General features: G+C 61.2%; 20 protein-coding genes. 18 read left to right on the top strand and 2 right to left on the bottom strand.

From position 1 onward, the window contains the following. Positions 1-3 precede the first annotated feature (3 nt). From BOP96_RS16100 to BOP96_RS16050, 11 genes are all read left to right on the top strand, one after another. Positions 4-846, top strand: coding sequence for an SDR family oxidoreductase (locus tag BOP96_RS16100; protein ID WP_238346847.1), 843 nt, complete (start codon positions 4-6; stop codon positions 844-846). Continuing rightward, positions 843-2,102, top strand: coding sequence for an aspartate aminotransferase family protein (locus BOP96_RS16095; RefSeq protein ID WP_014718386.1), 1,260 nt, complete (start codon positions 843-845; stop codon positions 2,100-2,102). Before BOP96_RS16100 ends, BOP96_RS16095 begins: the two co-directional genes overlap by 4 nt. A 15-nt stretch (positions 2,103-2,117) precedes the next feature. Further along, positions 2,118-2,561 (top strand): type II toxin-antitoxin system RatA family toxin, encoded by a 444-nt coding sequence (locus BOP96_RS16090; RefSeq protein ID WP_019820107.1) that lies wholly within the window; start codon positions 2,118-2,120, stop codon positions 2,559-2,561. Positions 2,562-2,564: 3 nt separating this feature from the next. Beyond that, positions 2,565-3,707, top strand: coding sequence for an acyl-CoA/acyl-ACP dehydrogenase (locus BOP96_RS16085; protein WP_083609841.1), 1,143 nt, complete (start codon positions 2,565-2,567; stop codon positions 3,705-3,707). After that, positions 3,704-4,531 (top strand): SDR family NAD(P)-dependent oxidoreductase, encoded by an 828-nt coding sequence (locus BOP96_RS16080; RefSeq protein WP_073453313.1) that lies wholly within the window; start codon positions 3,704-3,706, stop codon positions 4,529-4,531. Before BOP96_RS16085 ends, BOP96_RS16080 begins: the two co-directional genes overlap by 4 nt. Positions 4,532-4,541: 10 nt before the next feature. Beyond that, positions 4,542-5,501, top strand: a complete 960-nt coding sequence (locus BOP96_RS16075) for a fatty acid desaturase family protein (RefSeq protein WP_073453311.1) — start codon at positions 4,542-4,544, stop codon at positions 5,499-5,501. Positions 5,502-5,547: 46 nt separating this feature from the next. Then, entirely contained in the window at positions 5,548-6,363 is an 816-nt protein-coding gene (locus BOP96_RS16070) for a DUF3050 domain-containing protein (RefSeq protein ID WP_073453309.1), read from the top strand. Positions 6,364-6,392: 29 nt separating this feature from the next. Next, positions 6,393-7,460, top strand: coding sequence for an HlyD family secretion protein (locus tag BOP96_RS16065; RefSeq protein ID WP_014718380.1), 1,068 nt, complete (start codon positions 6,393-6,395; stop codon positions 7,458-7,460). Continuing rightward, positions 7,457-8,974, top strand: a complete 1,518-nt coding sequence (locus BOP96_RS16060) for a DHA2 family efflux MFS transporter permease subunit (RefSeq protein WP_014718379.1) — start codon at positions 7,457-7,459, stop codon at positions 8,972-8,974. The genes BOP96_RS16065 and BOP96_RS16060 overlap by 4 nt, the downstream gene beginning before the upstream one ends. A 22-nt stretch (positions 8,975-8,996) precedes the next feature. Continuing rightward, on the top strand, positions 8,997-10,340 hold the full coding sequence (locus BOP96_RS16055) for a TolC family outer membrane protein (RefSeq protein ID WP_014718378.1): 1,344 nt from the start codon (positions 8,997-8,999) through the stop codon (positions 10,338-10,340). A gap of 87 nt (positions 10,341-10,427) precedes the next feature. Continuing rightward, on the top strand, positions 10,428-11,324 hold the full coding sequence (locus BOP96_RS16050; RefSeq protein ID WP_073453307.1) for a LysR substrate-binding domain-containing protein: 897 nt from the start codon (positions 10,428-10,430) through the stop codon (positions 11,322-11,324). A 2-nt stretch (positions 11,325-11,326) separates the two neighbouring features. Here the strand turns inward: BOP96_RS16050 and BOP96_RS16045 are convergent, their stop codons facing one another. After that, complete coding sequence (locus BOP96_RS16045; protein ID WP_019820112.1) at positions 11,327-11,782, bottom strand: hypothetical protein; 456 nt, start codon at positions 11,780-11,782, stop codon at positions 11,327-11,329. Positions 11,783-12,170: 388 nt separating this feature from the next. Between BOP96_RS16045 and mexE the strand changes: the two genes are divergently transcribed. Genes mexE through BOP96_RS16030 form a run of 3 tightly spaced genes read left to right on the top strand, consistent with a single transcriptional unit; the run spans position 12,171 to position 18,019 of the window. Continuing rightward, complete coding sequence (gene mexE, locus BOP96_RS16040) at positions 12,171-13,412, top strand: multidrug efflux RND transporter periplasmic adaptor subunit MexE (RefSeq protein WP_019820113.1); 1,242 nt, start codon at positions 12,171-12,173, stop codon at positions 13,410-13,412. A 15-nt stretch (positions 13,413-13,427) separates the two neighbouring features. Next, the gene (locus tag BOP96_RS16035; protein ID WP_003191086.1) at positions 13,428-16,607 is read left to right on the top strand and encodes an efflux RND transporter permease subunit; all 3,180 of its coding nucleotides are present in this window, start codon (positions 13,428-13,430) and stop codon (positions 16,605-16,607) included. Further along, positions 16,604-18,019, top strand: coding sequence for an efflux transporter outer membrane subunit (locus BOP96_RS16030; protein ID WP_014718375.1), 1,416 nt, complete (start codon positions 16,604-16,606; stop codon positions 18,017-18,019). Before BOP96_RS16035 ends, BOP96_RS16030 begins: the two co-directional genes overlap by 4 nt. A gap of 86 nt (positions 18,020-18,105) precedes the next feature. On the opposite strand, the gene BOP96_RS16025 is transcribed toward BOP96_RS16030, so the two are convergent. After that, positions 18,106-19,122, bottom strand: coding sequence for an AraC family transcriptional regulator (locus BOP96_RS16025; protein ID WP_014718374.1), 1,017 nt, complete (start codon positions 19,120-19,122; stop codon positions 18,106-18,108). 168 nt (positions 19,123-19,290) lie between these two features. Here BOP96_RS16025 and efeU point away from each other — a divergent pair, with 168 nt between their 5' ends. Genes efeU through efeO (BOP96_RS16005) form a run of 4 tightly spaced genes read left to right on the top strand, consistent with a single transcriptional unit; the run spans position 19,291 to position 23,509 of the window. Beyond that, the gene (gene efeU, locus BOP96_RS16020) at positions 19,291-20,136 is read left to right on the top strand and encodes an iron uptake transporter permease EfeU (protein ID WP_073453305.1); all 846 of its coding nucleotides are present in this window, start codon (positions 19,291-19,293) and stop codon (positions 20,134-20,136) included. A 10-nt stretch (positions 20,137-20,146) separates the two neighbouring features. Then, the gene (gene efeO / locus BOP96_RS16015) at positions 20,147-21,349 is read left to right on the top strand and encodes an iron uptake system protein EfeO (RefSeq protein WP_073453303.1); all 1,203 of its coding nucleotides are present in this window, start codon (positions 20,147-20,149) and stop codon (positions 21,347-21,349) included. Positions 21,350-21,363: 14 nt separating this feature from the next. Next, the gene (gene efeB, locus BOP96_RS16010; protein ID WP_073453335.1) at positions 21,364-22,668 is read left to right on the top strand and encodes an iron uptake transporter deferrochelatase/peroxidase subunit; all 1,305 of its coding nucleotides are present in this window, start codon (positions 21,364-21,366) and stop codon (positions 22,666-22,668) included. A gap of 25 nt (positions 22,669-22,693) precedes the next feature. Further along, positions 22,694-23,509 carry an iron uptake system protein EfeO gene (efeO, locus tag BOP96_RS16005; protein WP_073453301.1) on the top strand — a complete coding sequence of 272 codons (816 nt, stop codon included), beginning with the start codon at positions 22,694-22,696 and terminating at the stop codon, positions 23,507-23,509. Positions 23,510-23,570 lie beyond the last annotated feature (61 nt).

Genomic DNA, 23,570 nt, shown 5'->3' with positions numbered 1-23,570 from the left:
TGGGTGATCCACGCCGCGGCGGTGACGCGACTGGACGGTGATATCGACCAGATTTTTTCGGTTAACTACCTCGGCACCGAAAACGTCGTGGCCTTTGTGCAGCACGCCAAGGTGCCGCTGTATCACATCAGCACCGCCTTTACTCACCCCTGCGACTATTACGAAGGCGTACAAGCAGAAACGCCTTACGAAGTCGCCAAGCGCCAGGCCGAAACCCTGGTGCGCTCGGCCGGCATCGACGTGTCGATCTTTCGTCCGTCCATCATTATTGGCGACGCCAGCACCGGGCATATGCCCAACTTCCAGGGTTTCCATATGACCATGGGGCTGATGATGTCTGGCGTGCTGCCCATCGTGCCCTGCCCGCCTGCTGGCTATGTCGACCTGATCGCCCGTGACGTCGCGGCGCGAGCGATCGCCAACGCGCTGCACCAGCGTTTGATCGGCGACGATTATTTTCTCACCAGCGGCCCGCAGGCCCTGGATCTGACGGGTCTGCTGGACCTGATGTGCCAGTCCATGGACACCCAGAAACAACCCTTCACACGGCCACGCTGCATGGCGCCGGACATTTATGAACGGTTGATCCGCCCGGTATTTCTACCGGCGCTGAGCGGCAATATCCAGGCCGCCCTGACCCGTGCCACCCAGTTGTGCCGCTATGCCTGCCTGCGCACGCCACTGCCCACTTCATTGCCGCAGTTACTCGGCGAGCCGGCATTCAGCCAACGCGATGTCAGCCGTGAGTTGCTGCTCTCGCTCAACCACCTGGCGCCCAAGCTGGGGGCTCTGACGCGCATGCTCAAGCAGCCGGTGACAACGCCCACAGAAGCGAGCGTGGCATGAACCACACTGTTATCGAACCTACTCTCGACGCCGCACAGGTCGACCAATACCTGCGCCAGCACGTCAACTCAGGCTACGCACGCCTCGCGTCGCTGATGAACCTGCCAATCGAGCAGTCCAGCCGTGGCGTCTACATCTACGACGAGCAAGGCCGCCAATACCTGGATGCAGGCGGCTATGGCGTGTTTTTCCTCGGGCACGGCCACCCGGTCGTCGTGGAAGCGGTTACTCGGCAACTGCAGCAAAACGCTTTGGCCAGCAAGTTGTTGCTCAACCCACAACAGGCCTTTGCTGCCCACGCTCTGGCGGCACTGTGCCCGGGTGACCTGGACTATGTGTTCTTTTGCAACTCGGGCGCCGAGGCCACCGAAGCCGGCTTGAAACTCGCCCGCCTCAACGGTTGCCGCCGCACGCTGTCGACGCTCGGAGGCTTCCACGGCAAGACCCTCGGCGCCCTCGCGGTCACTGGCCGCGAGAGCTACCGAGAGCCTTTCAGCGGGTTGCTCAGCAACAGCGAGTTCGTGCCGTTTGGCGACAGCGTCGCGCTGGAGCAGCAACTGCGCGCATCGCCGGATAAGGCCTGTGTGATCCTCGAACCGATCCAGGCCGAAGCGGGGGTGATCCTGCCGCCATCCGGCTACCTCAGGCGCGTGCGCCAACTGTGCGATCAATATGGCGCCGTGCTGATTATCGACGAAATCCAGTCTGGCCTGGGTCGCACCGGCTATTGGTGGGGCTGCGATCAGGAACAGGTGGTGCCCGACATCATGCTGGTGGGTAAAAGCCTGTCCGGCGGCTGCGTACCGGTGAGCGCCATGGTGGCCCGCGCCGAGATCTATGCGCCGTTCAATCGCAACCCTACGGTCCATACCTCGACCTTCGGCGCCAACCCGCTGGCCATGGCGGCTGTGCAGGCCACGCTGCAAGTGATGGTGCAAGAAGACCTGGTCACGCGTGCCCGCCTGCTCGGCCAGGACCTGCACGCCCGCTTCAGCGCGCTGTTGCAGCAACAGGGCTTGGCCGAACGCGTGCAACTGCGCAGCGCGGGCTTGCTGCTGGGCTTTGAATTCGCCGAGGCCTCAATCGCCGCCAACATGGTCATGGCGCTGATCGAGCAACGCATCATTGTGTGCCACTCGCTCAATGACCACCGGGTGCTAAGGCTCACGCCGTCGCCACTGCTGACGGCCCAGGATTGCAACTGGCTGATCGAAGGCTTCGCCCAGGCGCTGACCACTTCGATGCCATCCCTTTAAATGGAGTTTTCCCCCATGCAAGAAGTCAACGTGCAGGCCCATATCCCCCATGCCTGCGCTGATGAAGTATTTGCGGTGATCAGCGATTTCAGCAACTACGTCGAGCTCTGCGAATCGGTGCGCAATATCAGCATCAACAAGGTCAGCGACCAGGTGTCGTTCACGTCCTGGGAGGTCAACTTCCACAGCGGCATTCTCAAGTGGCAGGAGCGTGACACCTTCAATGCCGACACCCGAGAGATTCATTTCGAGCAGATGGCCGGCGACGTCGATCACTTCTCCGGCACCTGGCACGTCTTGCCGGATGGCAAAGACGCGATCATCACCTTCAAATCACGCTTCGACCTGGGCCTGCCGATGCTCGCGGACATGCTCGACCCTGTGGCTAAACAAGCTATCCGGGACAACATCCACTCGATCATCACCGGCCTGTTTCCGGCGAGCTACTTGAAGGCCTGAACCATGTCACTGTCGTTACTCAATCGCTCACGCGATTTGCTTGAACGCTACGCCCCGGGTTTTGACGAGCGTTTGGCGGCCATTCCGAGTGCCCAGCGCGAAGCGCCACAGAGCGAGGTCATCGCCCTGTTCAAGCAACATGGCCCGGTAGGTCTGCTGGTCAACCGTGAAGCCGGCGGGCTGGGCGCGAACATCCTTGACGCAGTGCATGTGCAGATCGCCCTGGGCGCCCGCTCGCCCTCGCTGGCGGTGGCCAGCACCATGCACCAGTTTTCCGTGGCGAGCCTATTGGCACTCACGCAAAACGGCGGCGGCGCCGAAGGCCTGTTGCTGGCCGCCGTCGCGCAAAACCGCTTGCTGCTGTCTTCGGGGTTTGCCGAGGGCACCTCCGGAGCGGGGATTCTCGACTCGGCCATGCAGGCAGTGCACACCCCAGACGGGGTGTTACTCAGCGGCAGCAAGAAGCCCTGCTGCCTTGGGCAGTCGATGGACTTGCTCACCGCCAGCTATATCCGCCAAACCCCTGGTGGCGAAGAGCTGATGGTCGCATTGATTCCGGCCACTGCAGCGGGCATCAGCCGTAATCCTTTCTGGCAGAACAGCGCCCTGGCCGGCGCAGAAAGCATCGAAGTACGCCTCAACGAAGTGCTGGTGCCCGAGCGCATGGTGTTTTCCGCCGGTTACACGCACCAACTGGGAGACGTGCAAACCGTGGGTTTCATCTGGTTCGAACTGTTGATCTGCGCATCTTATGTGGGTGCCTGCGCCAGCCTGATCGAGTCGGTCACAGACGCCACTCGCTGGACCGCGCATCACCGCGTGGACCTGGCAGCCGACCTGCAATTGGCGATCAGTGCCCTGGAAGGCGCGGTCCTGGATATCGAGCGTAACCCACAGGACTTGCCTAACGTGTTGGCCCGTCTGCTGCTGGTGCGTTATGGCATCGAGCAACGGCTTGCCCAGCTCTCCGACCAGGCCCACGCCATGTTGGGCGGGATGGCGTTCATCACCAGCAACCTGAGTTCCAACGGACTGATGGCCTGCCGCGGCTTGCAATTTCATCCACCGGCCAGGATCTCGATGGCGACCAACCTTGACACCTACCTGTCCGCATCAACCTTCAGCATGACCGGAGCGCACTCATGAACCTGCTCGGAAAAACCATTGTTATCACCGGTACCGCGCGCGGCCTGGGTTTCGCCGCGGCCAGCAAGCTCAAGCGACTGGGCGCCACCGTGATTGGCCTCGATATCCTCGTACCGCAAGACAGCGGCCTACTGGACGCGTTTTATCAAGTCGACCTGTGTGACCGCCACGCCGTGGCCAACGTGATCAGCGCTATCAGCACCGATTTCGGCGACATCGACATTCTGGTCAATAACGCCGGCACCCTGACACTGGAACGCGGCGAAACCGGGGTCACCGATGAGGTGACCCGCGCAGTGGACGTCAACCTGTTCGCGCCTTGGCAACTGACTTCGGGGTTCCTGCCGGGGCTACTGCGAAAGCGCGGCAAAGTGGTCAACGTGTCCTCATTGTTCGCGCTGGTGAATGCGCCCTACGTGGCCGCCTATGCTGCGAGCAAACGGGCGCTGAGCGCTTATTCGGATGTGCTGCGCATGCAGTATCGCGGGAAGCTTGACGTGGTCACGGTGTACCCGGGGTTCATCGACACGGCGATCCACTTGCCCGCGCAGCGTGTGGGCCTGTCGGTCAAACGCCTGGTGACCTTCAAGTGGGGTGACAAGACCCTGCTGTCCCTGGAAGAAAAACTGGATGCCGCCGCGAACGGCCTGGTGCGCGCCTGCCAGAAAAATGGCCTGCGCAACCGGGGGCTGACGTTCATGGGCACGCTGGCCATGTACACCGCGCGCAGCGTGCCGAGCGTGGTCGATGCCTTTATCGCCATGCGCCTGCGTACGCTCACGCGTGGCGGTCATCTGGTGCTCAACCCTGAACTGATCGAGTAAGCCCTCGCCAATGGCCAGCCATCTACACCCCAAGCCCCAGGTCCGTCTCGACCGTGCCTTGTTCAAGGCCCGATCGAGGGAATCCTTGCTGATCATCGCCTACGCCTTGAGCCTGTACCTGCTGCCACTCGCGCTGTTTGTGTGGGTGGCCAACACAGCCTCCACCCTGTGGACGCTGGTGTGTTTGCCATTGGTGGTATTGGCGGGATATGGGTTATTTCTGCAAGCGATCCTTGGGCATGAAGGCTTCCACGTCAACCTGAGCGCGAACCCCATGCGCAGTTGCTACCTGGGCATTGCTACCAGTTCGCTGCTGCCGGGGTTCTGTGTGACCGGTTACTTCGTCGACCATTGGCAACACCACCGGTACAGCAACAGCGCGAAAGACCCGGACTACCAGCTCTTTTCGCGTTATCACACACTGGCGAGCCGCATCACCCTGTCGCGCTTGATTGCCACCCTGCGTTATCTGCAGACCACCTGGCGCCTGGCGTTCGGGCCATTGGTCAATCCTTCGGCGCTGCCGTTGAGTTCGGCGCAAGTGCAATGGCTGGCCCGCTGCAATATCGCCTGCCAGGTTGTATGGCTCAGCCTGTATGGGCTGGCTATCTGGCTAGTCGACGGCCTGTTGTTGGGGTTTTCCTTGAGCCTGGCGGTGGCGTTCCTGCTGTCGGCGGTCAACGCTTATCAGGAACATGCTTTCGACACAGGCCATCTGTTGCCGCCAGCGCGTTCACGCACTTCGCGCCTCAACACCTGGCTGCACGCGGGCTCGAACTTTCACCTGGAACATCATTTTTACCCCGCGGTGCCTTGCTGGCGACTGCCCAAGGTACACCGTCAACTGCTGGAAGCGGGATGGTACGAAAGCCGGCAATACCTGCTGGAAAAGCACTTTGTGCACTCCTTCCGGTACGCCACCGGTCGCCATCCTTATCGTACAAACACGGTAAACGACACACACCCTTAATTTCCGATGGATTTTGGGCCTGACCCTTCAGGCCGCAGGAGCACGCATGCCTTTTGATATCGACAGCCACATTGAAACCGAGCGCGAACAGCTGTTCAGTCACCCACTGTTCGGCAGTATCCGCAGCGTAGAAGATGTACGCACCCTGATGGAGTTTCACGTGTTCGCCGTCTGGGACTTCATGACCTTGCTCAAGCGTATCCAGCGCGACCTCACGTGCGTGGAGTTGCCCTGGGTACCGCCGGTACACATCACCGCCGCGCGCCTGATCAACGAAATCGTGGTGGGTGAAGAGACCGACGAGCACCCCGAGGGCGGTTTTATCAGCCACCTGGACCTGTACCTCGCCGCCATGGATGAAATCGGCGCCGACAGCAGCGTATTCCGCTGCTTCCTGGCCGCCATCCAGGCCAAGGTGCCTCTGGCTAAGGCGCTCAACGACGCGCAGATTCCGACGGCCGCCAAAGTGTTCATGTGCCAGACCCTCGATGTTGCACAACACGGCAGCACCGAAGCGGTCCTGGCGTACTTCTTCTTCGGGCGTGAAGACATTATCCCCGACATGTTTGGTCGCCTGCTGTCGCAATGGTCGGTCAGTGAACGCGATGTACCGATGCTCACGTATTACTTGAAGCGCCACATCGAGATGGATGGTGACGATCACGGCCCGGCGGCCAAACGCATCATCGCCGAAATCGTCACCAGCCCCGCGCAACACCTGCACATGGTCGAGAGTGCGAAAACCGCAATCAACTCACGGATTGACCTGTGGAATGGCGTGCATCAGTTCCTGCTGGACAAGGCTCAGCCGACGGTGAGCCGTCCTGCGCGGGAGGTCCACACCGTTTCTGAGCCTGCTTGACCTCAACGCGCATCGACAGGGAGTACCACATGACCAAAGGCAAGTTGATAAAACTGACGCTGTGCGGCGTCGTGGTCGGCGGGTTGCTGATACTGGGCTGGCAGCGCTGGCAGTATTCCAGCACCTACGTGAGTACCGACAACGCCGAGCTCGACGGGGTGATCATCCCGGTACGAGCCAAGCTTTCGGGCGTGGTGATCAGTGTGCCGGTGGTGGACAACGTCAGGGTACAAAGCGGCGACCTGCTGTTTCAGATCCGCGACAGCGAGTACCGCTATCAGTTGCAGCAGCGCGAAGCACAGTGGCAAGCATTGCTCGCCGCCGCCGGGCGCGCAGGCGTGCCCGGCGCGCTGGACAGTCAGGTGCTCGGCGCGGTGGCCATGCGCGAGGCCGCGCAGGCGGCCCTGGCTCAAGCAAGCGCCAACCTTGAGCAAGCGCGCAACGACTACCAGCGTGCCCGTCGCCTCGGCGCCCAAGGCGTGCTGAGCACCCAGGACCTGGAAGTGGCCAAGGCGCGTTTCGACGCCCTCAGCCACGCCCAGGGAGTGGCGCGCAGCAACGCCCAGGCCGCCGCTCAAAGTACCTTGGCCAACAAAGCCGAACTCAAGGTGCAGGACTATCGGATCGCGGCCGCGCAAGCTGAGCTGGAACAATCCAGGATCCAGCTCAACGACACCCGCCAGACCGCGCCGATGCGCAGCATTGTCTCGAAAAAAGAGGTGGAACCCGGCCAGTTTGTGGTCGCTGGCCAAAAGCTCATGAGCCTGATCGCCACCGACGCACTGTGGATTACCGCCAACTTCAAGGAGACCCAGGTGGGCCGCGTGCGCGTGGGCCAGACTGCCCGTGTCACCGTGGACGCCTTCCCCGGGCACGCCTTCGACGGCGTCGTCGAAAGCCTGGCACCGGCCACCGGAGCCAAGTTCTCATTGTTGCCCCAGGAGAATGCCACGGGCAACTTCACCAAGGTGGTGCAGCGCGTGCAGGTGCGCATCGCGCTCCACGATGTGCCGGATGACTACAAGCCGCTGTTGAGCCCGGGCATGAGCGCGTTTGTCGAAGTGGCCGCACCTGACGACGCCGGCCACACGCTATGAAGTCGCCTTATCTGATTGCGCTGACCGTCACGCTGGTGTCGATGATGGAGCTGCTCGATGTCACCATCGTCAACGTAGCGATTCCCAGCCTGATGGGCACCTACGGGGCGTCGGTGGATGAAATCTCCTGGGTCTCCACCGGTTATGTGGTGGCCAACGTGGTGATTCTGCCGGTCAGTGGCTGGCTGTCGGCGTGGTTCGGCCGGCGGACTTATTACCTGGTCTCTACCGCGCTGTTCGTGCTGGCATCGTTGGGTTGCGCGATGTCTGCCGAACTTTGGCAACTGGTCGCGTTCCGGGTGCTGCAAGGCCTGGCGGGCGGCGGGTTGCTGGGGATTTCCCAGGCAATCATCTACGACGTGTTCCCCAAGGAAAAGGTCAGCAGCGGCATGGCGCTTTACGGCGTGGGCGTGATGATGGGGCCCACCTTGGGTCCGACCGTCGGCGGCTACCTGATCGACACGTTGTCGTGGCATTGGATCTTCCTGATCAACTTGCCGATCGGTGCCGTGGCCTTGTTGTTGTGCTGGCTGTGCATCAACGACTCGCCCAACGAACAAAAACCTTCCAGTGTCGACTACAGCGGCTTTTGTTTGCTGGCGCTGGGCGTGGGCAGCCTGCAGATCCTGCTGGAGCGCGGCGAGCACTGGGACTGGATGGCGTCCAACTGGACCGTGGCCTGCCTGTTGCTCAGCAGCTTCAGCCTGGTGGGTTTCTTCTGGTGGGAGCGGCGTGTGGCCAACCCGATCGTCAACGTCGCGCTGTTCCAGAACCGCGAGTTCCTGATGGGGTGCATCTGCGCGTTCTGCGTGGGCTTCGGGCTGTACAGCACGTTGTTCATGGTGCCGCTGTTCTTGCAGACCCTGCTGGCGCAGAGCGCTTACCAGAGCGGGTTGGTGATTTTCCCAGGGGCGGTGGCCAGCGCCATCAGCACCTTGGTGATCGGCAAGCTGTCCCAGGAAAACAAGATCGACGAGCGTGTGTTCGTCACCCTGGGCATTGTCATGTACTGCTATGCGATGTTCCTGCACACCCAGTTCACTCTCGACAGTAACCCCGACTCGCTGTACTGGCCCTTGGTGATCCGCGGCCTGGGGCTGGGCATGATCTTCGTGCCGCTGACCAACCTGGCGATGCGTCGCCTGCCGCTGACATTAATCTCCGGCGCCTCAGGCGTACTCAACCTGATGCGCCAGTTGGGGGGCAGCGTGGGCATCGCCATCGCAGCCACCTTGCTCACACGGTTCTCCTGGGAACGCTATCGCCTGCTCTCCGAGCATGTCACCGAATCGAGCCTGGTGGCCAGTGGTTGGGGAGGTGTGGAAACCGACCCGTTGTTTCTTTCCCTGGGCTTGGCGAGCCATCAACAAGCCCTGGCCCTGATGCCTTACCTGCAAGCGCGCGAACAAGGGCAAATGCTGGCGTTCAGCATGCTGTTCGGCACCTTGGGAGCGGTGATGGCCATCGGGATTCCCATGGTGCTGATGATGCGCAGAAGCCACATCAGTCGATAAATCTTTCAGTGGAGCACACCCCTTGCGTATTCCAGGCCTGCATCTGAACACCACCCCGCTGCTCATGCCGCTGTATTGGCTGGCACTCGCCTGCGCGCCCACTCAGGTGTTGGCAGATGACTTGTACCAGCTGTACCAGAAGGCGTTGACCCACGACATGCAGTTCGCCGCCGCCCAGGCCCAGCAATTGGCCACGGCAGAAAAGGAACCGCAAAGCCGTGCCAACCTGCTGCCGGACCTGTCTGTCACCGGCGGCGCGGCCTGGGTCGATGCCGAGGATTCCTCCGACTATCATCGCAATCGCAATAACACCAACGCCTACGCCGTGGTCCTCACACAGCCGCTGCTGCGTTGGCAGAATGTGATCGCACACGACCAAAGCAAACTGTTGATCAGCGCCAGTGAACTGCACACCGAACAGGCGCGCCAAGCGCTGATGCTGCGCGTCGCCCGCGCTTATTTCGACGTACTGCTCAATCAGGAACTGTTGAACACCCGCACGCAACAGCTACAAACCTTGCGCGAGAGCCAGACGCGCAGCCAGCGACTGCTGGCCGACGGCGCCACCACCGCTAATGCGCTCGCCCAGGTGCAGGCCAAGTACGACCAGGCATTCGCCGAACAGGTGGCCGCCCGTGGCGCACTGGACATTGCCAACGAAACGCTCACCCAATTAACTGCCGCACAGGCAGGCCCGTGGTCAGGCAAAGAGCCGCAGTTCAGTGCCCCGGTGCCCGCTGCCATCGATGATTGGGCCACGACCGCGCAACAAGGCAACCTTGCCGTACAGGCGGCGCAGATTGCCCAGCGCCTGGCCGAAATGGACATCGACAAGGAACGGGCCGGCCATTTGCCGACCCTGGATCTGATCGCCGCCCATGGCCGCTTCGCCTCTGTCGGCGGTGATGTCTACGATGTGACGTTGCCGGAAAACCGCTATAACCAGACCGTGGTCGGGGTCAAACTGAGCGTTCCTCTCTACAGCGGTGGCCGCACCAGCAGTCGCGTGCGCGAAGCCCATGCACTGCAAAGCAAGGCGGCGGACGAAGTCGAAGATGCACGTCGCAACGCCGGGCTGAAGGCGCGCCAGGCTTACCTGCAAGTCACCAACGGCATGAGCCAATACCAGGCACTCAAGCAGGCCTTGAACTCTAGCCAGATCAACCTTGCCGCCGTGACCCACGGGTTCGAAGCCGGTTCCCGCATCAACACCGACGTGCTGGATGCCCAACAAAAAGTCACCGATACCCAGCAACGCCTGGCCCAACAACGTTATGCGATCCTGATGGCCCAGTTGCACCTGTTGGCATCCACCGGCAACCTGAGCGACGCGCGCCTGCGGGATATCAGTCATACGCTGAACTGACGCACTGATCAGTAGTGCGCTGACATTCGCTCAACGTGAGGGCTGATTTGGATTAAGCTTGGGCATCTCAAAAATGGAACACTGCCCATGTTCGACCTCAACGAACTCTTCCTCTACGCCAAGGTGGTCGAGCACGGCGGGTTTGCGGCGGCGGGTCGAGCGTTGAACCTGCCCAAATCGACCTTGAGCCGCAGGGTCAGCCAGCTTGAAGCCAGGCTGGGGGCACGGCTGATACAGCGTTCGACGCGCCAATTCCAGGTGACCGATATCGGCCATGCCTATTACCGCCATTGCGTGGCGATGATTGCCGAAGCCGAGTCAGCAGAAGATGTGATTGCCTTCAACAAATCAGAGCCGCGGGGCGTGATCCGCTTGAGCTGCACCACCGCATTGCTCAACTACTGGGTGGCGCCGATGCTCGCCCAATTCATGGCGCAATGCGCCAGCGTCGAACTGAACGTGAAGAGCTTCAACCGCAAGGTCGACATCATCAGCGAAGGCTATGACATGGCCTTGAACCTGTGTTTCCCACCGCTGGAAAGCAGTGAGCTGGTCATGAAGGTACTGGCTAAAAGTCCTCAGGTACTGGTGGCGAGCGCGACTTTTTTGCAGGACGCGCCCCTGCCCTCGCTACCGGCTGACCTTGCCGGGCTGGCGACTATCCATTGGGGCAACCCGTTGCTTCAATACCTGTGGGACCTGACCGGGCCGGACGGCGCGACGGCCCAGGTCCCGCACACGCCGCGCCTGGTCAGTGATGACATGTCGACCCTGAAAAATGCAGCACTGGCGGGCGTGGGCATCGCCAACCTGCCCCAAGTCGTCGTGAAAGACGAGTTGGCCGATGGCCGCCTGATTGCCGTATTGCCTGAATGGCAACCCGCTGAAGGCGTGATCACCGCCGTGTTCCCCTCCAGGCGCGGGCTGATGCCGTCGGTGCGGTCCTTGATCGACTTTCTGGGCGATGCGTTCGAGGCGCCGTGATCTTAACTAGCCGCCGTTGCATGAACCAAAGCTAGGCCGGCTACATCATAGACCACACTGTCATATTCAAATGCCAGGTAAAATTGAGCCTGGATGGTATCTTTGTCACCGTCCTTGAATCTTTTTATATTCAATTTCCCACTGTCCGCCTTGATGAGCGACGGTAAAGCAAAAGTAGCATTAACACCTGCCTCATCCCTGCTTACGTCATGCTCGCCATCTTTTATAGGTGGCGGCATCTTGAAGGTGAGCAGCTCAAATCGCCCCGTCTCCTCTTCATTAAGGCTCCCACGAAGAATAAGAACGCCATCGTCCGACTCATAATAGCGGAACTCTAATGCCCTCCAAAATTCCTCTACCATAGGAAAGGGAGGAGCAAACATGAAGTTAAAATAATCAGCGCCGACCTTTGAATTCTTCGCTGCGCCAGAAGACTCGCTGGGTTTAGTGTTATTCATGGCTCAATTCCTTGAACTGATTGATTAATCTACGCTCGGCATTTCGAGAGCCCTCCGGGCATGAATATCAGCCTACGCAAACGCCATTAATCAACCTACTGTCAGACTTCTCAGTTGACATCTGTGCCATGTGATGCGCATTAGCTTCTGGCCGAATCAGCGACACCACTGCCCATCGATACCTACTCGGGCTGCATCCATGCATTCGCTGCAACAGTCTTTTGTCATCAATCACATTGATAGCTCCCTAACAAAAGCCCCATGCTAGAGGGCTGACTCCGCGCTTATATCATTCCGAATGATAGTTACCTTTGCTTCATTCGATTCGTGACCTAGCACCTCCCCGCGCATGATCCGCCCATCTCAAATACATTGGCGGATGCACCTCATGGAACAGTCACTCAAACTTTTGCGCTTCCCCTTGGCGATCTTGGCCGTGGTGGTGATGAGCGCGTGCGGCAAGTCTCCCGAACAAGCGGCCGCCATGCCCCCAGCCAAGGTCAGCGTGGCCAAGGTGCTGGAACAGCCGGTCAACGAGTGGGACGAGTTCACCGGGCGCCTTGAAGCGCCGGAAACCGTGCAGATTCGTCCGCGGGTGTCCGGCCAGATTGACCAAGTCGCTTTTACTGAAGGCGCTTTGGTCAAGAAAGGCGACCTGCTGTTCCAGATCGACCCGCGCCCGTTCCAGGCCGAAGTGCGCCGCCTGGAGGCTCAACTGGCTCAGACCAAAGCCGCCGCCACCCGCAGCGAAAACGAAGCGCAACGTGGCGAACGCCTGCGTCAGAGCAACGCGATCTCCGCTGAACTGGCCGACTCGCGCACCACCGCCGCCCAGGAAGCCCGCGCCGCCATGGCCGGGATCCAGGCGCAGTTGGACCTGGCACGACTGAACTTGAGCTTTACCCGTGTCACTTCGCCTATCAGTGGCCGCGTCAGCCGTGCCGAAATCACCGCCGGCAACCTGGTGACCGCCGATACCACCGCGCTGACCAGCGTGGTCTCCACCGACAAGGTTTACGCCTACTTCGACGCCGATGAGCGTGTATTCCTCAAGTACACCGAACTGGCCCGTGAAGGCCGGCGTGGCGCCACCACCCCGGTGTATCTGGGCCTGTCCAACGAAACCGGCAACCCGCACCTGGGCCAGATGAACTTCGTCGACAACCAGGTCAACCCGGCCACCGGCACCATCCGTGGCCGCGCGGTGTTCGACAACAGCAAGGGCGAATACACCCCTGGCCTGTATGCGCGTTTGAAGCTGGTCGGCAGCGGTACCTATTCGGCGGTATTGATTAACGACGAAGCCGTCGGTACTGACCTGGGCAAAAAATTCGTGCTGGTGATGGACGGCGACAAGCCGGCTTATCGCGCGGTGGAACTGGGGCCGAAAATCGAAGGCTTGCGCATCGTGCGCAGCGGCCTGACCAAGGATGACACCGTGATCGTCAAGGGCCTGCAACGCGTGCGCCCTGGCTCGCCGGTCGCACCGGAAACCATTCCGATGGCCAGCAAGGAAACCCTCGCCGCCTTGGCCCAACAACGACAAGCGCTTGAAGCCAGCAACCTGGAGCAAGTGGCGCCGGAAAAACCCGCGCCCAAGCTCGCCAGCGTCGCGACTCCACGCGGTTAAGGGATACGACTCAAGATGAATTTTTCCAAGTTCTTCATTTCACGGCCGATCTTCGCAGCGGTGCTGTCGCTGTTGATCCTGATTGCCGGTGCAATCTCGCTGTTCCAACTGCCGATCAGCGAATACCCGGAAGTGGTACCGCCGACCGTGGTGGTGCGCGCCAACTTCCCGGGCGCCAACCCCAAAGTCATCGGTGAAACCGTGGCCGCGCCGTTGGAGCAAGCCATCACTGGCGTTGAGAACATGCTGTACATGTCCTCGCAATCTACCGCCGACGGCAAGCTGACCCTGACCATCACCTTCGCCCTGGGCACCGACCTGGACAACGCGCAGGTGCAGGTGCAAAACCGTGTGACGCGTACCCAGCCCAAGCTGCCGGAGGAAGTGACACGCATCGGTATTACCGTGGACAAGGCCTCTCCCGACCTGACCATGGTGGTGCACTTGACCTCCCCGGATCAGCGTTATGACATGCTGTACCTGTCCAACTACGCGATCCTCAATATCAAGGATGAACTGGCCCGCCTGGGCGGCGTCGGTGACGTGCAGTTGTTCGGCATGGGCGACTACTCCCTGCGCGTCTGGCTGGACCCGAACAAAACCGCTTCGCGCAACCTGACCGCCACCGATGTGGTCACGGCGATCCGCGAGCAGAACCGCCAGGTGGCAGCCGGTGCCCTGGGCGCCCAGCCTGCGCCGAGTGACACCAGCTTCCAGTTGTCGGTCAATACCCAGGGCCGCCTGGTCACTGAAGAAGAGTTCGAGAACATCGTGATTCGCGCCGGCGCCAACGGTGAAATCACGCGCCTCAAGGACATCGCCAGGGTCGAACTGGGCTCCAGCCAATACGCGCTGCGCTCGCTGATCGATAACCAGCCGGCCGTTGCGATTCCGATTTTCCAGCGTCCCGGCTCCAATGCCATCGACATCTCCAACGATGTGCGCAGCAAGATGGCCGAGCTGAAAAAGAGCTTTCCGGCGGGCATGGATTATCGCATCGCCTATGACCCGACCATCTTTGTACGCGGCTCCATCGAAGCGGTGGTGCATACCCTGTTTGAAGCACTGATCCTTGTGGTGCTGGTGGTGATCCTGTTCCTGCAGACCTGGCGCGCCTCGATCATCCCGTTGGTGGCGGTGCCGGTTTCATTGATCGGTACCTTTGCGGTGATGCACCTGTTCGGGTTCTCACTCAATGCCCTGTCATTGTTTGGCCTGGTGCTGGCGATCGGTATTGTGGTGGACGACGCCATCGTGGTGGTGGAAAACGTCGAGCGTAATATCGAGTTGGGGCTTGAGCCGTTCCCGGCGACCGAAAAAGCCATGAGTGAAGTGACCGGCCCCATCATCGCCACGGCGCTGGTGCTGTGTGCGGTGTTCATTCCGGCCGCCTTTATCAGTGGCTTGACCGGGCAGTTCTACAAGCAGTTCGCCTTGACCATCGCGATCTCAACCGTGATCTCGGCGTTCAACTCCCTGACCCTGTCCCCTGCCCTGGCCGCTGTGCTGCTGCGCGGCCACGACGCGCCAAAGGACCGTTTCTCCAAGTTCCTCGACAAGGTCTTCGGGGGCTGGCTGTTCCGTCCCTTCAACCGCTTTTTCGAAAAGGCCAGCCATGGCTATGTAGGCACCGTGCGCCGAGTGATTCGCGGCAGCGGTATCGCCTTGTTCGTCTACGCAGGTTTGATGGTGCTGACGTTCTTCGGGTTTGCCCACACGCCGACCGGTTTCGTACCGGCCCAGGACAAGCAATACCTGGTGGCCTTCGCCCAACTGCCCGACGCCGCAAGCCTGGACCGCACCGAAAACGTGATGAAGCGCATGTCGGAGATCGCCCTGAAACAACCCGGCGTGGAAGCTGCGATTGCCTTCCCGGGCCTGTCGATCAACGGGTTCACCAACAGCCCGAACAGCGGCATCGTGTTCGTGACCTTGAAGCCGTTCGATGAGCGTAAAGACCCGAGCATGTCCGCCGGTGCGATTGCTGGTGCACTGAACGGCCAATACGCCAATATCGAAGAGGCCTACATGGCGATCTTCCCGCCGCCGCCGGTACAAGGCCTGGGCACCATCGGGGGCTTCCGCCTGCAGATCGAAGACCGTGGCAACCTCGGCTATGACGAGCTGTACAAAGAAGTGCAGAACGTGATTGCCAAGAGTCACAGCGTGCCTGAACTGTTCGGCCTGTTCACCAGCTACACGGTGAACGTGCCGCAAGTGGACGCGGCCATCGACCGCGAAAAGGCCAAGACTCACGGCGTGGCGATCAGCGACATCTTCGACACCCTGCAGGTCTACCTGGGTTCGTTGTATGCCAACGACTTCAACCGTTTCGGGCGTACCTATCAGGTCAACGTGCAGGCCGAGCAGCAGTTCCGCCAGGACTCCGACCAGATCGGCCAATTGAAAGTGCGCAATAACAGAGGCGAGATGATCCCGCTGGCGACCTTTATCAAGGTCAGCGACACCTCGGGCCCGGACCGTGTGATGCACTACAACGGCTTCATCACCGCCGAAATCAACGGCAACGCCGCGCCGGGCTACAGCTCTGGCCAGGCCCAGGCCGCGATTGAAAAGCTGCTCAAAGATGAACTGCCCAACGGCATGACCTACGAGTGGACCGACCTGACCTATCAGCAAATCCTCTCGGGCAATACCGCACTGTTCGTATTCCCGCTCTGCGTACTGCTGGCGTTCCTGGTGCTCGCCGCCCAATACGAAAGCTGGAGCCTGCCGCTGGCGGTGATCCTGATCGTACCGATGACACTGCTGTCGGCCATTACCGGGGTGATCATCTCGGGCGGCGACAACAACATCTTCACCCAGATCGGCCTGATCGTACTGGTGGGCCTGGCGTGCAAGAACGCGATTCTGATCGTCGAGTTCGCCAAGGATAAACAGCAGGAAGGCCTCGACCCGCTCGCCGCAGTACTGGAAGCCTGCCGCCTGCGTCTGCGGCCGATCCTGATGACCTCGTTCGCGTTCATCATGGGTGTGGTGCCGTTGGTGCTCTCCAGCGGTGCCGGCGCCGAGATGCGCCATGCCATGGGCGTGGCGGTGTTCTCCGGGATGATCGGTGTGACCTTCTTCGGTCTGTTGCTGACACCAGTGTTCTACGTACTGATCCGTCGCTATGTCGAGCGCAGTGAAGCGCGCAAAGCGGCCAAGGCCTTGAAGCTGGAGACACAGCAATGAGTGTGAAAGTATTCCTGCCGAGCCTGTTGGTGCTGGCGCTCGCCGCCTGTGCCGTAGGCCCGGACTACAAGACCCAGCCACTGGAGGCGGCCAATATCACGGCCGCCGCCGACAGCAAAAGCTACGACCATGCCAAGTACGAAGGCATCTGGTGGCAGCAGTTCGAAGACCCCACGCTCAACCAGCTGGTAACCCAGTCGCTGAGCGGCAACCGTGATTTGCGCGTAGCCTTTGCCCGCCTGCGGGCGGCACGGGCTATCCGTGATGACGCGGCCAACGACATCATGCCGGTGGTCACCTCTCGCGCCAGCAGCGATGTGGGCAAGGGCCAGATTCCCGGGCAGACCACCAAGCGTGTCAACAGCGAGCGCTACGACCTGGGCCTGGACATGGCCTGGGAAGTGGATTTATTCGGGCGCATCCGCCGCAACCTGGAAGCCAGCGACGCCGACCAACAGGTGGCCGAAGCCGACCTGTACCAACTGCAAGTCACCATGATTGCCGAACTGGTGGATGCCTACGGTCAACTGCGTGGAGCGCAACTGCGTGAACGCATTGCCCTGGACAACCTGAAGAACCAGCAGGAATCGCGCACCATCACCGTCAGCCTGCGTGATGCCGGCGTCGGTGATCAGCTCGACGTGGAACGTGCCGACGCGCGCCTGGCAGCAGTTGAAGCCAGCGTGCCGCAACTGCAGGCCGAACAAGTGCGCGAGCGCAACCGCATCGCCACCCTCCTCGGCCAGCGCCCCGACAAACTGAGCGTGGACCTGAGCCCGAAAGACCTGCCAGCGATTGCCAAGGCGTTGCCGATTGGCGACCCGGGGCAACTGCTGCAACGACGCCCGGACATCCTCAGCGCCGAACGCAAACTGGCCGCCGCCACCGCACGTATCGGCGTGGCCAAGGCCGACCTGTTCCCACGGGTGAGCCTCAGCGGTTTCCTCGGGTTCACCGCCGGGCGCGGTTCGCAGATCGGCTCCGCCGCGGCGAATGCTTGGTCCCTGGGCCCGAGCATCACGTGGGCCGCGTTTGACCTGGGCAGCGTGCGTGCGCGTCTGCGTGGCGCGAATGCCGAAGCCGATGGCGCGTTGGCGACCTATGAACAGCAAGTGTTGCTGGCATTGGAAGAGTCCGAGAACGCCTTCAGCGATTACGGCAAGCGCCAGCAACGCCTGGTCTCGCTGATCCGCCAAAGCGAATCCAGCCGCGCCGCCGCCGACCTCGCGGCGATCCGCTATCGCGAAGGCACCGTGGACTTCCTGGTACTGCTCGACGCCCAGCGCGAACGCCTGGCCGCCGAAGACGCCCAGGCCCAGGCCGAAGTGGATCTGTATCGCGGCATCGTGGCGATCTACAAGGCCTTGGGTGGTGGCTGGCAGCCGGATACGGTGGTCGCCAGCAACCGGTGAGGTAAAGAGCTCCTTTGGTTGGTCGCATCCAGCCAATTTTTAGCCCTGCGGTCCATTCGGTCGCGGGGCTTTTTTTCGTGTGGGATTTAGCTGGCCTCACCCAGAATCAGGCTACGGTAATGCCCCGGATTCGATCCCACCCACTTACGAAAGGCCTTGTAGAACGAACTCGCATCGGCAAACCCCAGCCGCGTGGCGATCTCGGCAAAACTGATCTGCGGCTCGGCCAACCACACAATCGCCAGTTCCTTGCGCACGCTGTCCTTGAGGCCCTGATAGGTCTGCCCTTCTTCCGCCAGGCGGCGGCGTAGTGTGGACGCAGAAATACACAACCTGGCGGCAAGCCCCTCGGTTTCCGGCCAGGTGTCGGGGGGCATCTGCCGCAAGTCGTGCTTGATGCGCGTGGCGAGGCTTTCCGGGTCGCGGTATTTCACCAGGATGTTAGCCGGTGCATGAGCCAGGAAACGTTGGAGCTCCTGCGGGCTGCGCTTGATCGGCAGGTCCAGGCAGTCGGCAGAAAAAATCATGCGGGTGCGTGGCCGATCAAAGCGCAGGTTGTCAGAAAACATCACCTGATAATCGTCACAGAAGTCCGGCTGCGCGCAACGCAACTCGATGGCGAGGATCGGAATGCGCCGCCCTGCCAGCCAGCAGGCGACGCCGTGGACGATCATCCAATAGGTGAAGTAGGTAAACGCACGCTTGGGTTCATGCTCAGGTTCGAGCAGGACGATCTCCGCCAGGCTCTGTTGACGCACCAGCTGGGCTGGCATGTGCTCCAGCATCAACGACAGAAACCCCAGGCCAGTTTCCAGGCCCGCTGCCAGGCTGGGTTGCGCCACGGCGGCGCGACACAGGAACGCCAAGCTGCCGGACTTGAGCTTGCGCGGGTCCATGCCAAAAAACTCATCGTCCCTGCGCCGCGCCAGCAAGCGCCACAGGCGTGCATAGGCCGTGGCCGCCACGCGAGCGTCGGGCTGCTCAAGCAACGCCGGATCAATCCCGACTTTGCTCAATGCCTCAACGGTGGCCGCTCCCGGCGCGCAACTCTGCAACAGCGCTTCGCGCACGAGGTGGATGGAGATGGTGTCTTTTTCCGACATGGGGCGTTGAGCTATCCGGCTGCGGTCTGATTGCCCCGCATCATAAAGGCGGTTGCGCTTCGCCACCACTGTTCAGCCCACGTTCAGCAAAGGTCAATATTTCTTGTTTAGCAATGAGTATCATTATGTTACAACTTAGCTCCCTAACTAGTTGCGCCCGGGTGCCCGATGCTCGTTCCTTTTTTAATCATGCTGCGCGAAGGCATTGAAGCGGCATTGATCGTTGGCATTATCGCCAGTTACCTGCAACAGACCGGGCGTGGCCAGTGGATGCCTGCGGTGTGGATCGGCGTGTTCCTGGCGGCCGCGCTGGCGCTGCTGGTGGGCGGCGGCCTGGAATTGGTCAGTGCGGAGTTCCCACAAAAGCAGCAGGAATTGTTTGAAGGTGTCGTCGGCCTGGTCGCCGTGGGTATTCTCAGTTCCATGGTGTTCTGGATGCGCAAAGTGGCGCGCTCGATTAAACACTCGCTGCATGAATCTCTCGACCATGCGTTGGCCGGCTCCAGGCACCAGGTGTTTGCCCTGATCGCCATGGTGTTTTTTGCCGTGGCCCGCGAAGGACTGGAGACGGTGTTCTTCCTGTTGGCCGTGTTTCAGCAGAGTGAAGGCCCAGGCGCTCCGATAGGCGCCCTGCTCGGCCTGGTCCTGGCCATTGTCGTCGGCTTGCTGATTTATTCCGGCAGCATGCGCCTGAACCTCGGCGCGTTTTTCCGCTGGACCGGCCTATTCATCCTGGTGGTCGCGGCCGGCATTCTCGCCAACTCGGTGCAGGCCCTGCACGAGGCCGGCGTGTGGAACCACTGGCAGACCGTGCTGTTCGATTTCAGCGCTGCATTACCCATGGACAGCCCGCTCGGCTCGGTACTGGCCGGCATGTTCGGTTACCAGGAGGCGTTGACCGTCAGCACCCTGGGCGCCTATCTGATTTACCTGGTGGTGGCCCTGGTGATGTTCTTCCTGCCCTCGGCCCCTACCCAGCCCGTTGCCAATACCTCTTCCGTTTCCAGCCAGTAAGGACCGTCTCTTGTCCAACCCAACCCCTCAATCGGCCCCGCCATCCCGCGCCTTGCGCTGGGGCGTGGCCGGCTCGGTGGTGGTGATGATCGCCGCCGGTGGCCTGTTCTACTACGCCTCGCAATTGGCCGCGACCAAGCGCCAGACCAACCACAATGAAATCGCGGTCACGATTCACAGTCACGCCTGCGAGCCTAACGCTCTCACCGTGCCGGCCGGGCGCGCAAGCTTTCGTATCATCAACCGCTCCGACCGTGCGGTGGAGTGGGAAATCCTCGACGGCGTGCTGGTGGTCGAAGAACGGGAGAATATTGCCCCGGGCCTGAGCCAGGTGATCAATGCCAACCTGTTGCCCGGTGACTACGCCATTACCTGTGGCCTGTTGAGCAACCCGCGCGGCACCTTGCATGTCACGCCCACGGCAGAGTCTGACGCCCAGGCCAAGGCCAAGCCGTCGATGGTGGCCTTTATTGGCCCGTTGTCGGAGTTTCGCGTGTACCTGAGCGGCCAAGGCGGTGCGCTGGTCAAGGCCGTGACGGCCCTGCAACAGGCCATCGCCGCCGGTGATCTGGCCCAGGCGCAGGCCATGTATGTGCCGGCCCGTGAGGCGTACCAGCGCCTGGCGCCGGCGTCCCAGCGCCTGGCCGAATTGGATAACGCGATCAACGCCCGCGCCGATTACTTTGAAAAGCGCGAGCAAGACCCCGCCTTCAGCGGCTTCCATCGCCTGGAATACAGCCTGTTCCAGCAACACAGCCTTGATGGCCTGGCGCCGGTCGCCCAACGCCTGGTTACCGACGTCACCACGCTCAAGCAACAGTTACTGGCCCAGTCCCTGCCACCAGAGCAACTGGTGAGCATTGTGGTACGCAACCTCGACAGCCTGGCAGACGTTCGCGCGGCGAGCGGTGAAGAGGAACGCTACAGCCACATCGACTTGAACGGCTTTGCCGCCAATCTTGAGGTGGCCCGCAAAGTGGTCGACCTGATGCGCCCGTTGCTGGGCAAGTCCGCCGCCGACCTGTTGCCCACTATCGACAGCGCGCTCAACGCCTTCGACACCGAACTCGAGGGGCTCAAGGTGAATGACCGCTACCCAACCTACGACAAGGTTACAGCCGATCAGCGCAAGCAGATCGCCGATAAGGCCAAGGCACTGGCCGTTGCACTCGATGGAATCGACCCCGCCCTTGGCCTTTCCGGCCTGCAGTGAAGACGACCGCATACATGAGTGAGACAGAACAGTTTGACCTCCAACGTCGCCGCGTCCTGTTGGGCATGGCGGCCACCGGCGCTGCGATTGCCGGCAGCAGCCTGAGCTGCCCGGCGATGGCGGCAGCGGCCGAGCAAGTCACCACGGCCCCGCGTAGCGACAAGACCCAGGACCACCAAGCGTTTTTCGGCAAGCACCAAAGCGGCATCGTCACCCCGCGCCCGGCCTGCGGCATGGTCGTGGCGTTCGATGTACTGGCCAGCGACCGCGAAGACCTGGAACGCCTGTTCCGCACCCTCAACGAGCGCATCGCGTTCCTGATGACCGGCGGCACCGTGCCCCAGGTCGACCCGAAATTGCCGCCTACCGATTCCGGCATCCTTGGCCCGGTGGTCACGCCGGATAACCTGACCATTACCGTATCGGTCGGCGAGTCGTTGTTCGACGAACGCTTCGGTCTCGCGGCGGCCAAACCCAAGCGCCTGAGCCGCATGGTCGGTTTTCCCAACGATGCGCTGGAACCGGCGCAGTGCCACGGCGACCTGAGCCTGCAGTTCAGCTCCAATACGCCAGACACCAATATCCACGCGCTGCGCGACATCGTCAAAAACCTGCCCGACCTGCTGCTGGTGCGCTGGAAGCAAGAAGGCAGCGTGCCGCCCCAGGCACCGACCAAACCCGGTGAGCCGGCGCAGAGTGCGCGCAATTTCCTGGGCTTTCGCGATGGCTCGGCCAACCCCGACTCCAACGATGACAAGGCCATGGACCAGATCGTCTGGGTACAGCCCACCAGCGACGAACCGGCCTGGGCCGCCCATGGCAGTTACCAGGCTGTGCGCATCATCCGTAACTTTGTCGAGCGCTGGGATCGCACCCCGTTGCAAGAACAGGAAAGCATCATCGGCCGTGTCAAACCCACGGGCGCGCCCATGGACGGCCAGCATGAAACCCAGGTCCCGGACTACAGCAAGGACCCTGAAGGCAAGTTGACCAAGCTCGATGCCCACATCCGCCTGGCCAACCCGCGCACCCCGCAGACCCAGGCCAACCTGATCCTGCGGCGGCCGTTCAACTACTCCAACGGCGTCAACAAAAATGGTCAACTGGACATGGGCTTGTTGTTCATCTGCTACCAGGCTGACCTGGAGAAAGGCTTTATCAGCGTGCAAACCCGACTCAACGGCGAACCATTGGAGGAGTACCTCAAGCCCGTGGGTGGCGGGTATTTCTTCACCTTGCCAGGGGTCACCGGCCCCAAGGATTTCATCGGGCGCACGCTGCTCGCGGCAACGCACTCTCAAACTCCTGCCAAGACCTAAAACACACCAGAGCGGAATGTCTCCCATGAAGAAGTCGTCTATCGCGTTGTTGTTACTCAGCCTTTCGCCACTGGCAAGCTTCGCCGCTACTGCGCCGTTGGACTTGGTGGGCCCGGTGTCGGATTACAAGATCTACGTCACCGAAGAAATCGGCGAACTGGTCACCCAGACCCAGGCGTTCACCGACGCTATCAATAAAGGCGACCTGGCCACGGCCAAGAAACTCTATGCGCCAACCCGCGTGCACTATGAGTCCATTGAGCCGATCGCCGAGCTGTTCAGCGACCTCGACGCGTCCATCGATTCGCGTGTCGACGACCATGAAAAAGGCGTGACGGCCGAAGACTTCACGGGCTTTCACCGGATCGAATACGCGCTGTTCTCGCAGAACTCGACCCAGGGCCTGCAAGCACTGACGGCCAAGCTCAACGCGGACGTGAATGACCTCAAGACCCGCGTCGACGGCCTGACCTTCCCGCCGGAAAAAGTCGTCGGTGGTGCCGCTGCGTTGCTTGAAGAAGTCGCGGCCACCAAGATCTCCGGTGAAGAAGACCGCTACAGCCACACCGACATGTACGACTTCCAGGGCAACATCGACGGCGCGAAGAAAATCGTTGACCTGTTCCGTGGCCAGATCGGGCAGCAGGACCAGGCCTTCCTGGCAAAAGTCGACAAGAACTTTGCCAGCGTCGACAAGATCCTGGCCAAGTACAAAACCAAGGATGGCGGCTTCGAGACCTATGACAAGGTCAAGGACAACGACCGCAAGGCCCTGGTCGGCCCGGTCAACACCCTGGCCGAAGACCTCTCGACCCTGCGCGGCAAGCTGGGTTTGAACTAACTGCCGCGCACAAAAAAACACCCAGTCCCTGTCGAGGGGCCTGGGTGTTTTTTTGCCGGCA

Source organism: Pseudomonas sp. FSL W5-0203 (genome assembly GCF_001896155.1).
Classification (GTDB): domain Bacteria; phylum Pseudomonadota; class Gammaproteobacteria; order Pseudomonadales; family Pseudomonadaceae; genus Aquipseudomonas; species Aquipseudomonas paracarnis.
Note: the sequence above shows the minus strand (reverse complement) of the source record. Positions and strands in the feature narration are given on the sequence as shown.

Excerpts from the sequence above, each read along its gene's own strand:
- BOP96_RS16095 (WP_014718386.1), top strand. The coding sequence starts at position 843 with ATGAACCACACTGTTATCGAACCTACTCTCGACGCCGCACAGGTCGAC.
- BOP96_RS16090 (WP_019820107.1), top strand. The coding sequence starts at position 2,118 with ATGCAAGAAGTCAACGTGCAGGCCCATATCCCCCATGCCTGCGCTGAT.
- BOP96_RS16085 (WP_083609841.1), top strand. The coding sequence starts at position 2,565 with ATGTCACTGTCGTTACTCAATCGCTCACGCGATTTGCTTGAACGCTAC.
- BOP96_RS16080 (WP_073453313.1), top strand. The coding sequence starts at position 3,704 with ATGAACCTGCTCGGAAAAACCATTGTTATCACCGGTACCGCGCGCGGC.
- BOP96_RS16075 (WP_073453311.1), top strand. The coding sequence starts at position 4,542 with ATGGCCAGCCATCTACACCCCAAGCCCCAGGTCCGTCTCGACCGTGCC.
- BOP96_RS16070 (WP_073453309.1), top strand. The coding sequence starts at position 5,548 with ATGCCTTTTGATATCGACAGCCACATTGAAACCGAGCGCGAACAGCTG.
- BOP96_RS16065 (WP_014718380.1), top strand. The coding sequence starts at position 6,393 with ATGACCAAAGGCAAGTTGATAAAACTGACGCTGTGCGGCGTCGTGGTC.
- BOP96_RS16060 (WP_014718379.1), top strand. The coding sequence starts at position 7,457 with ATGAAGTCGCCTTATCTGATTGCGCTGACCGTCACGCTGGTGTCGATG.
- BOP96_RS16050 (WP_073453307.1), top strand. The coding sequence starts at position 10,428 with ATGTTCGACCTCAACGAACTCTTCCTCTACGCCAAGGTGGTCGAGCAC.
- BOP96_RS16045 (WP_019820112.1), bottom strand. The coding sequence starts at position 11,782 with ATGAATAACACTAAACCCAGCGAGTCTTCTGGCGCAGCGAAGAATTCA.
- mexE (WP_019820113.1), top strand. The coding sequence starts at position 12,171 with ATGGAACAGTCACTCAAACTTTTGCGCTTCCCCTTGGCGATCTTGGCC.
- BOP96_RS16035 (WP_003191086.1), top strand. The coding sequence starts at position 13,428 with ATGAATTTTTCCAAGTTCTTCATTTCACGGCCGATCTTCGCAGCGGTG.
- BOP96_RS16030 (WP_014718375.1), top strand. The coding sequence starts at position 16,604 with ATGAGTGTGAAAGTATTCCTGCCGAGCCTGTTGGTGCTGGCGCTCGCC.
- BOP96_RS16025 (WP_014718374.1), bottom strand. The coding sequence starts at position 19,122 with ATGTCGGAAAAAGACACCATCTCCATCCACCTCGTGCGCGAAGCGCTG.
- efeU (WP_073453305.1), top strand. The coding sequence starts at position 19,291 with ATGCTCGTTCCTTTTTTAATCATGCTGCGCGAAGGCATTGAAGCGGCA.
- efeB (WP_073453335.1), top strand. The coding sequence starts at position 21,364 with ATGAGTGAGACAGAACAGTTTGACCTCCAACGTCGCCGCGTCCTGTTG.
- efeO (WP_073453301.1), top strand. The coding sequence starts at position 22,694 with ATGAAGAAGTCGTCTATCGCGTTGTTGTTACTCAGCCTTTCGCCACTG.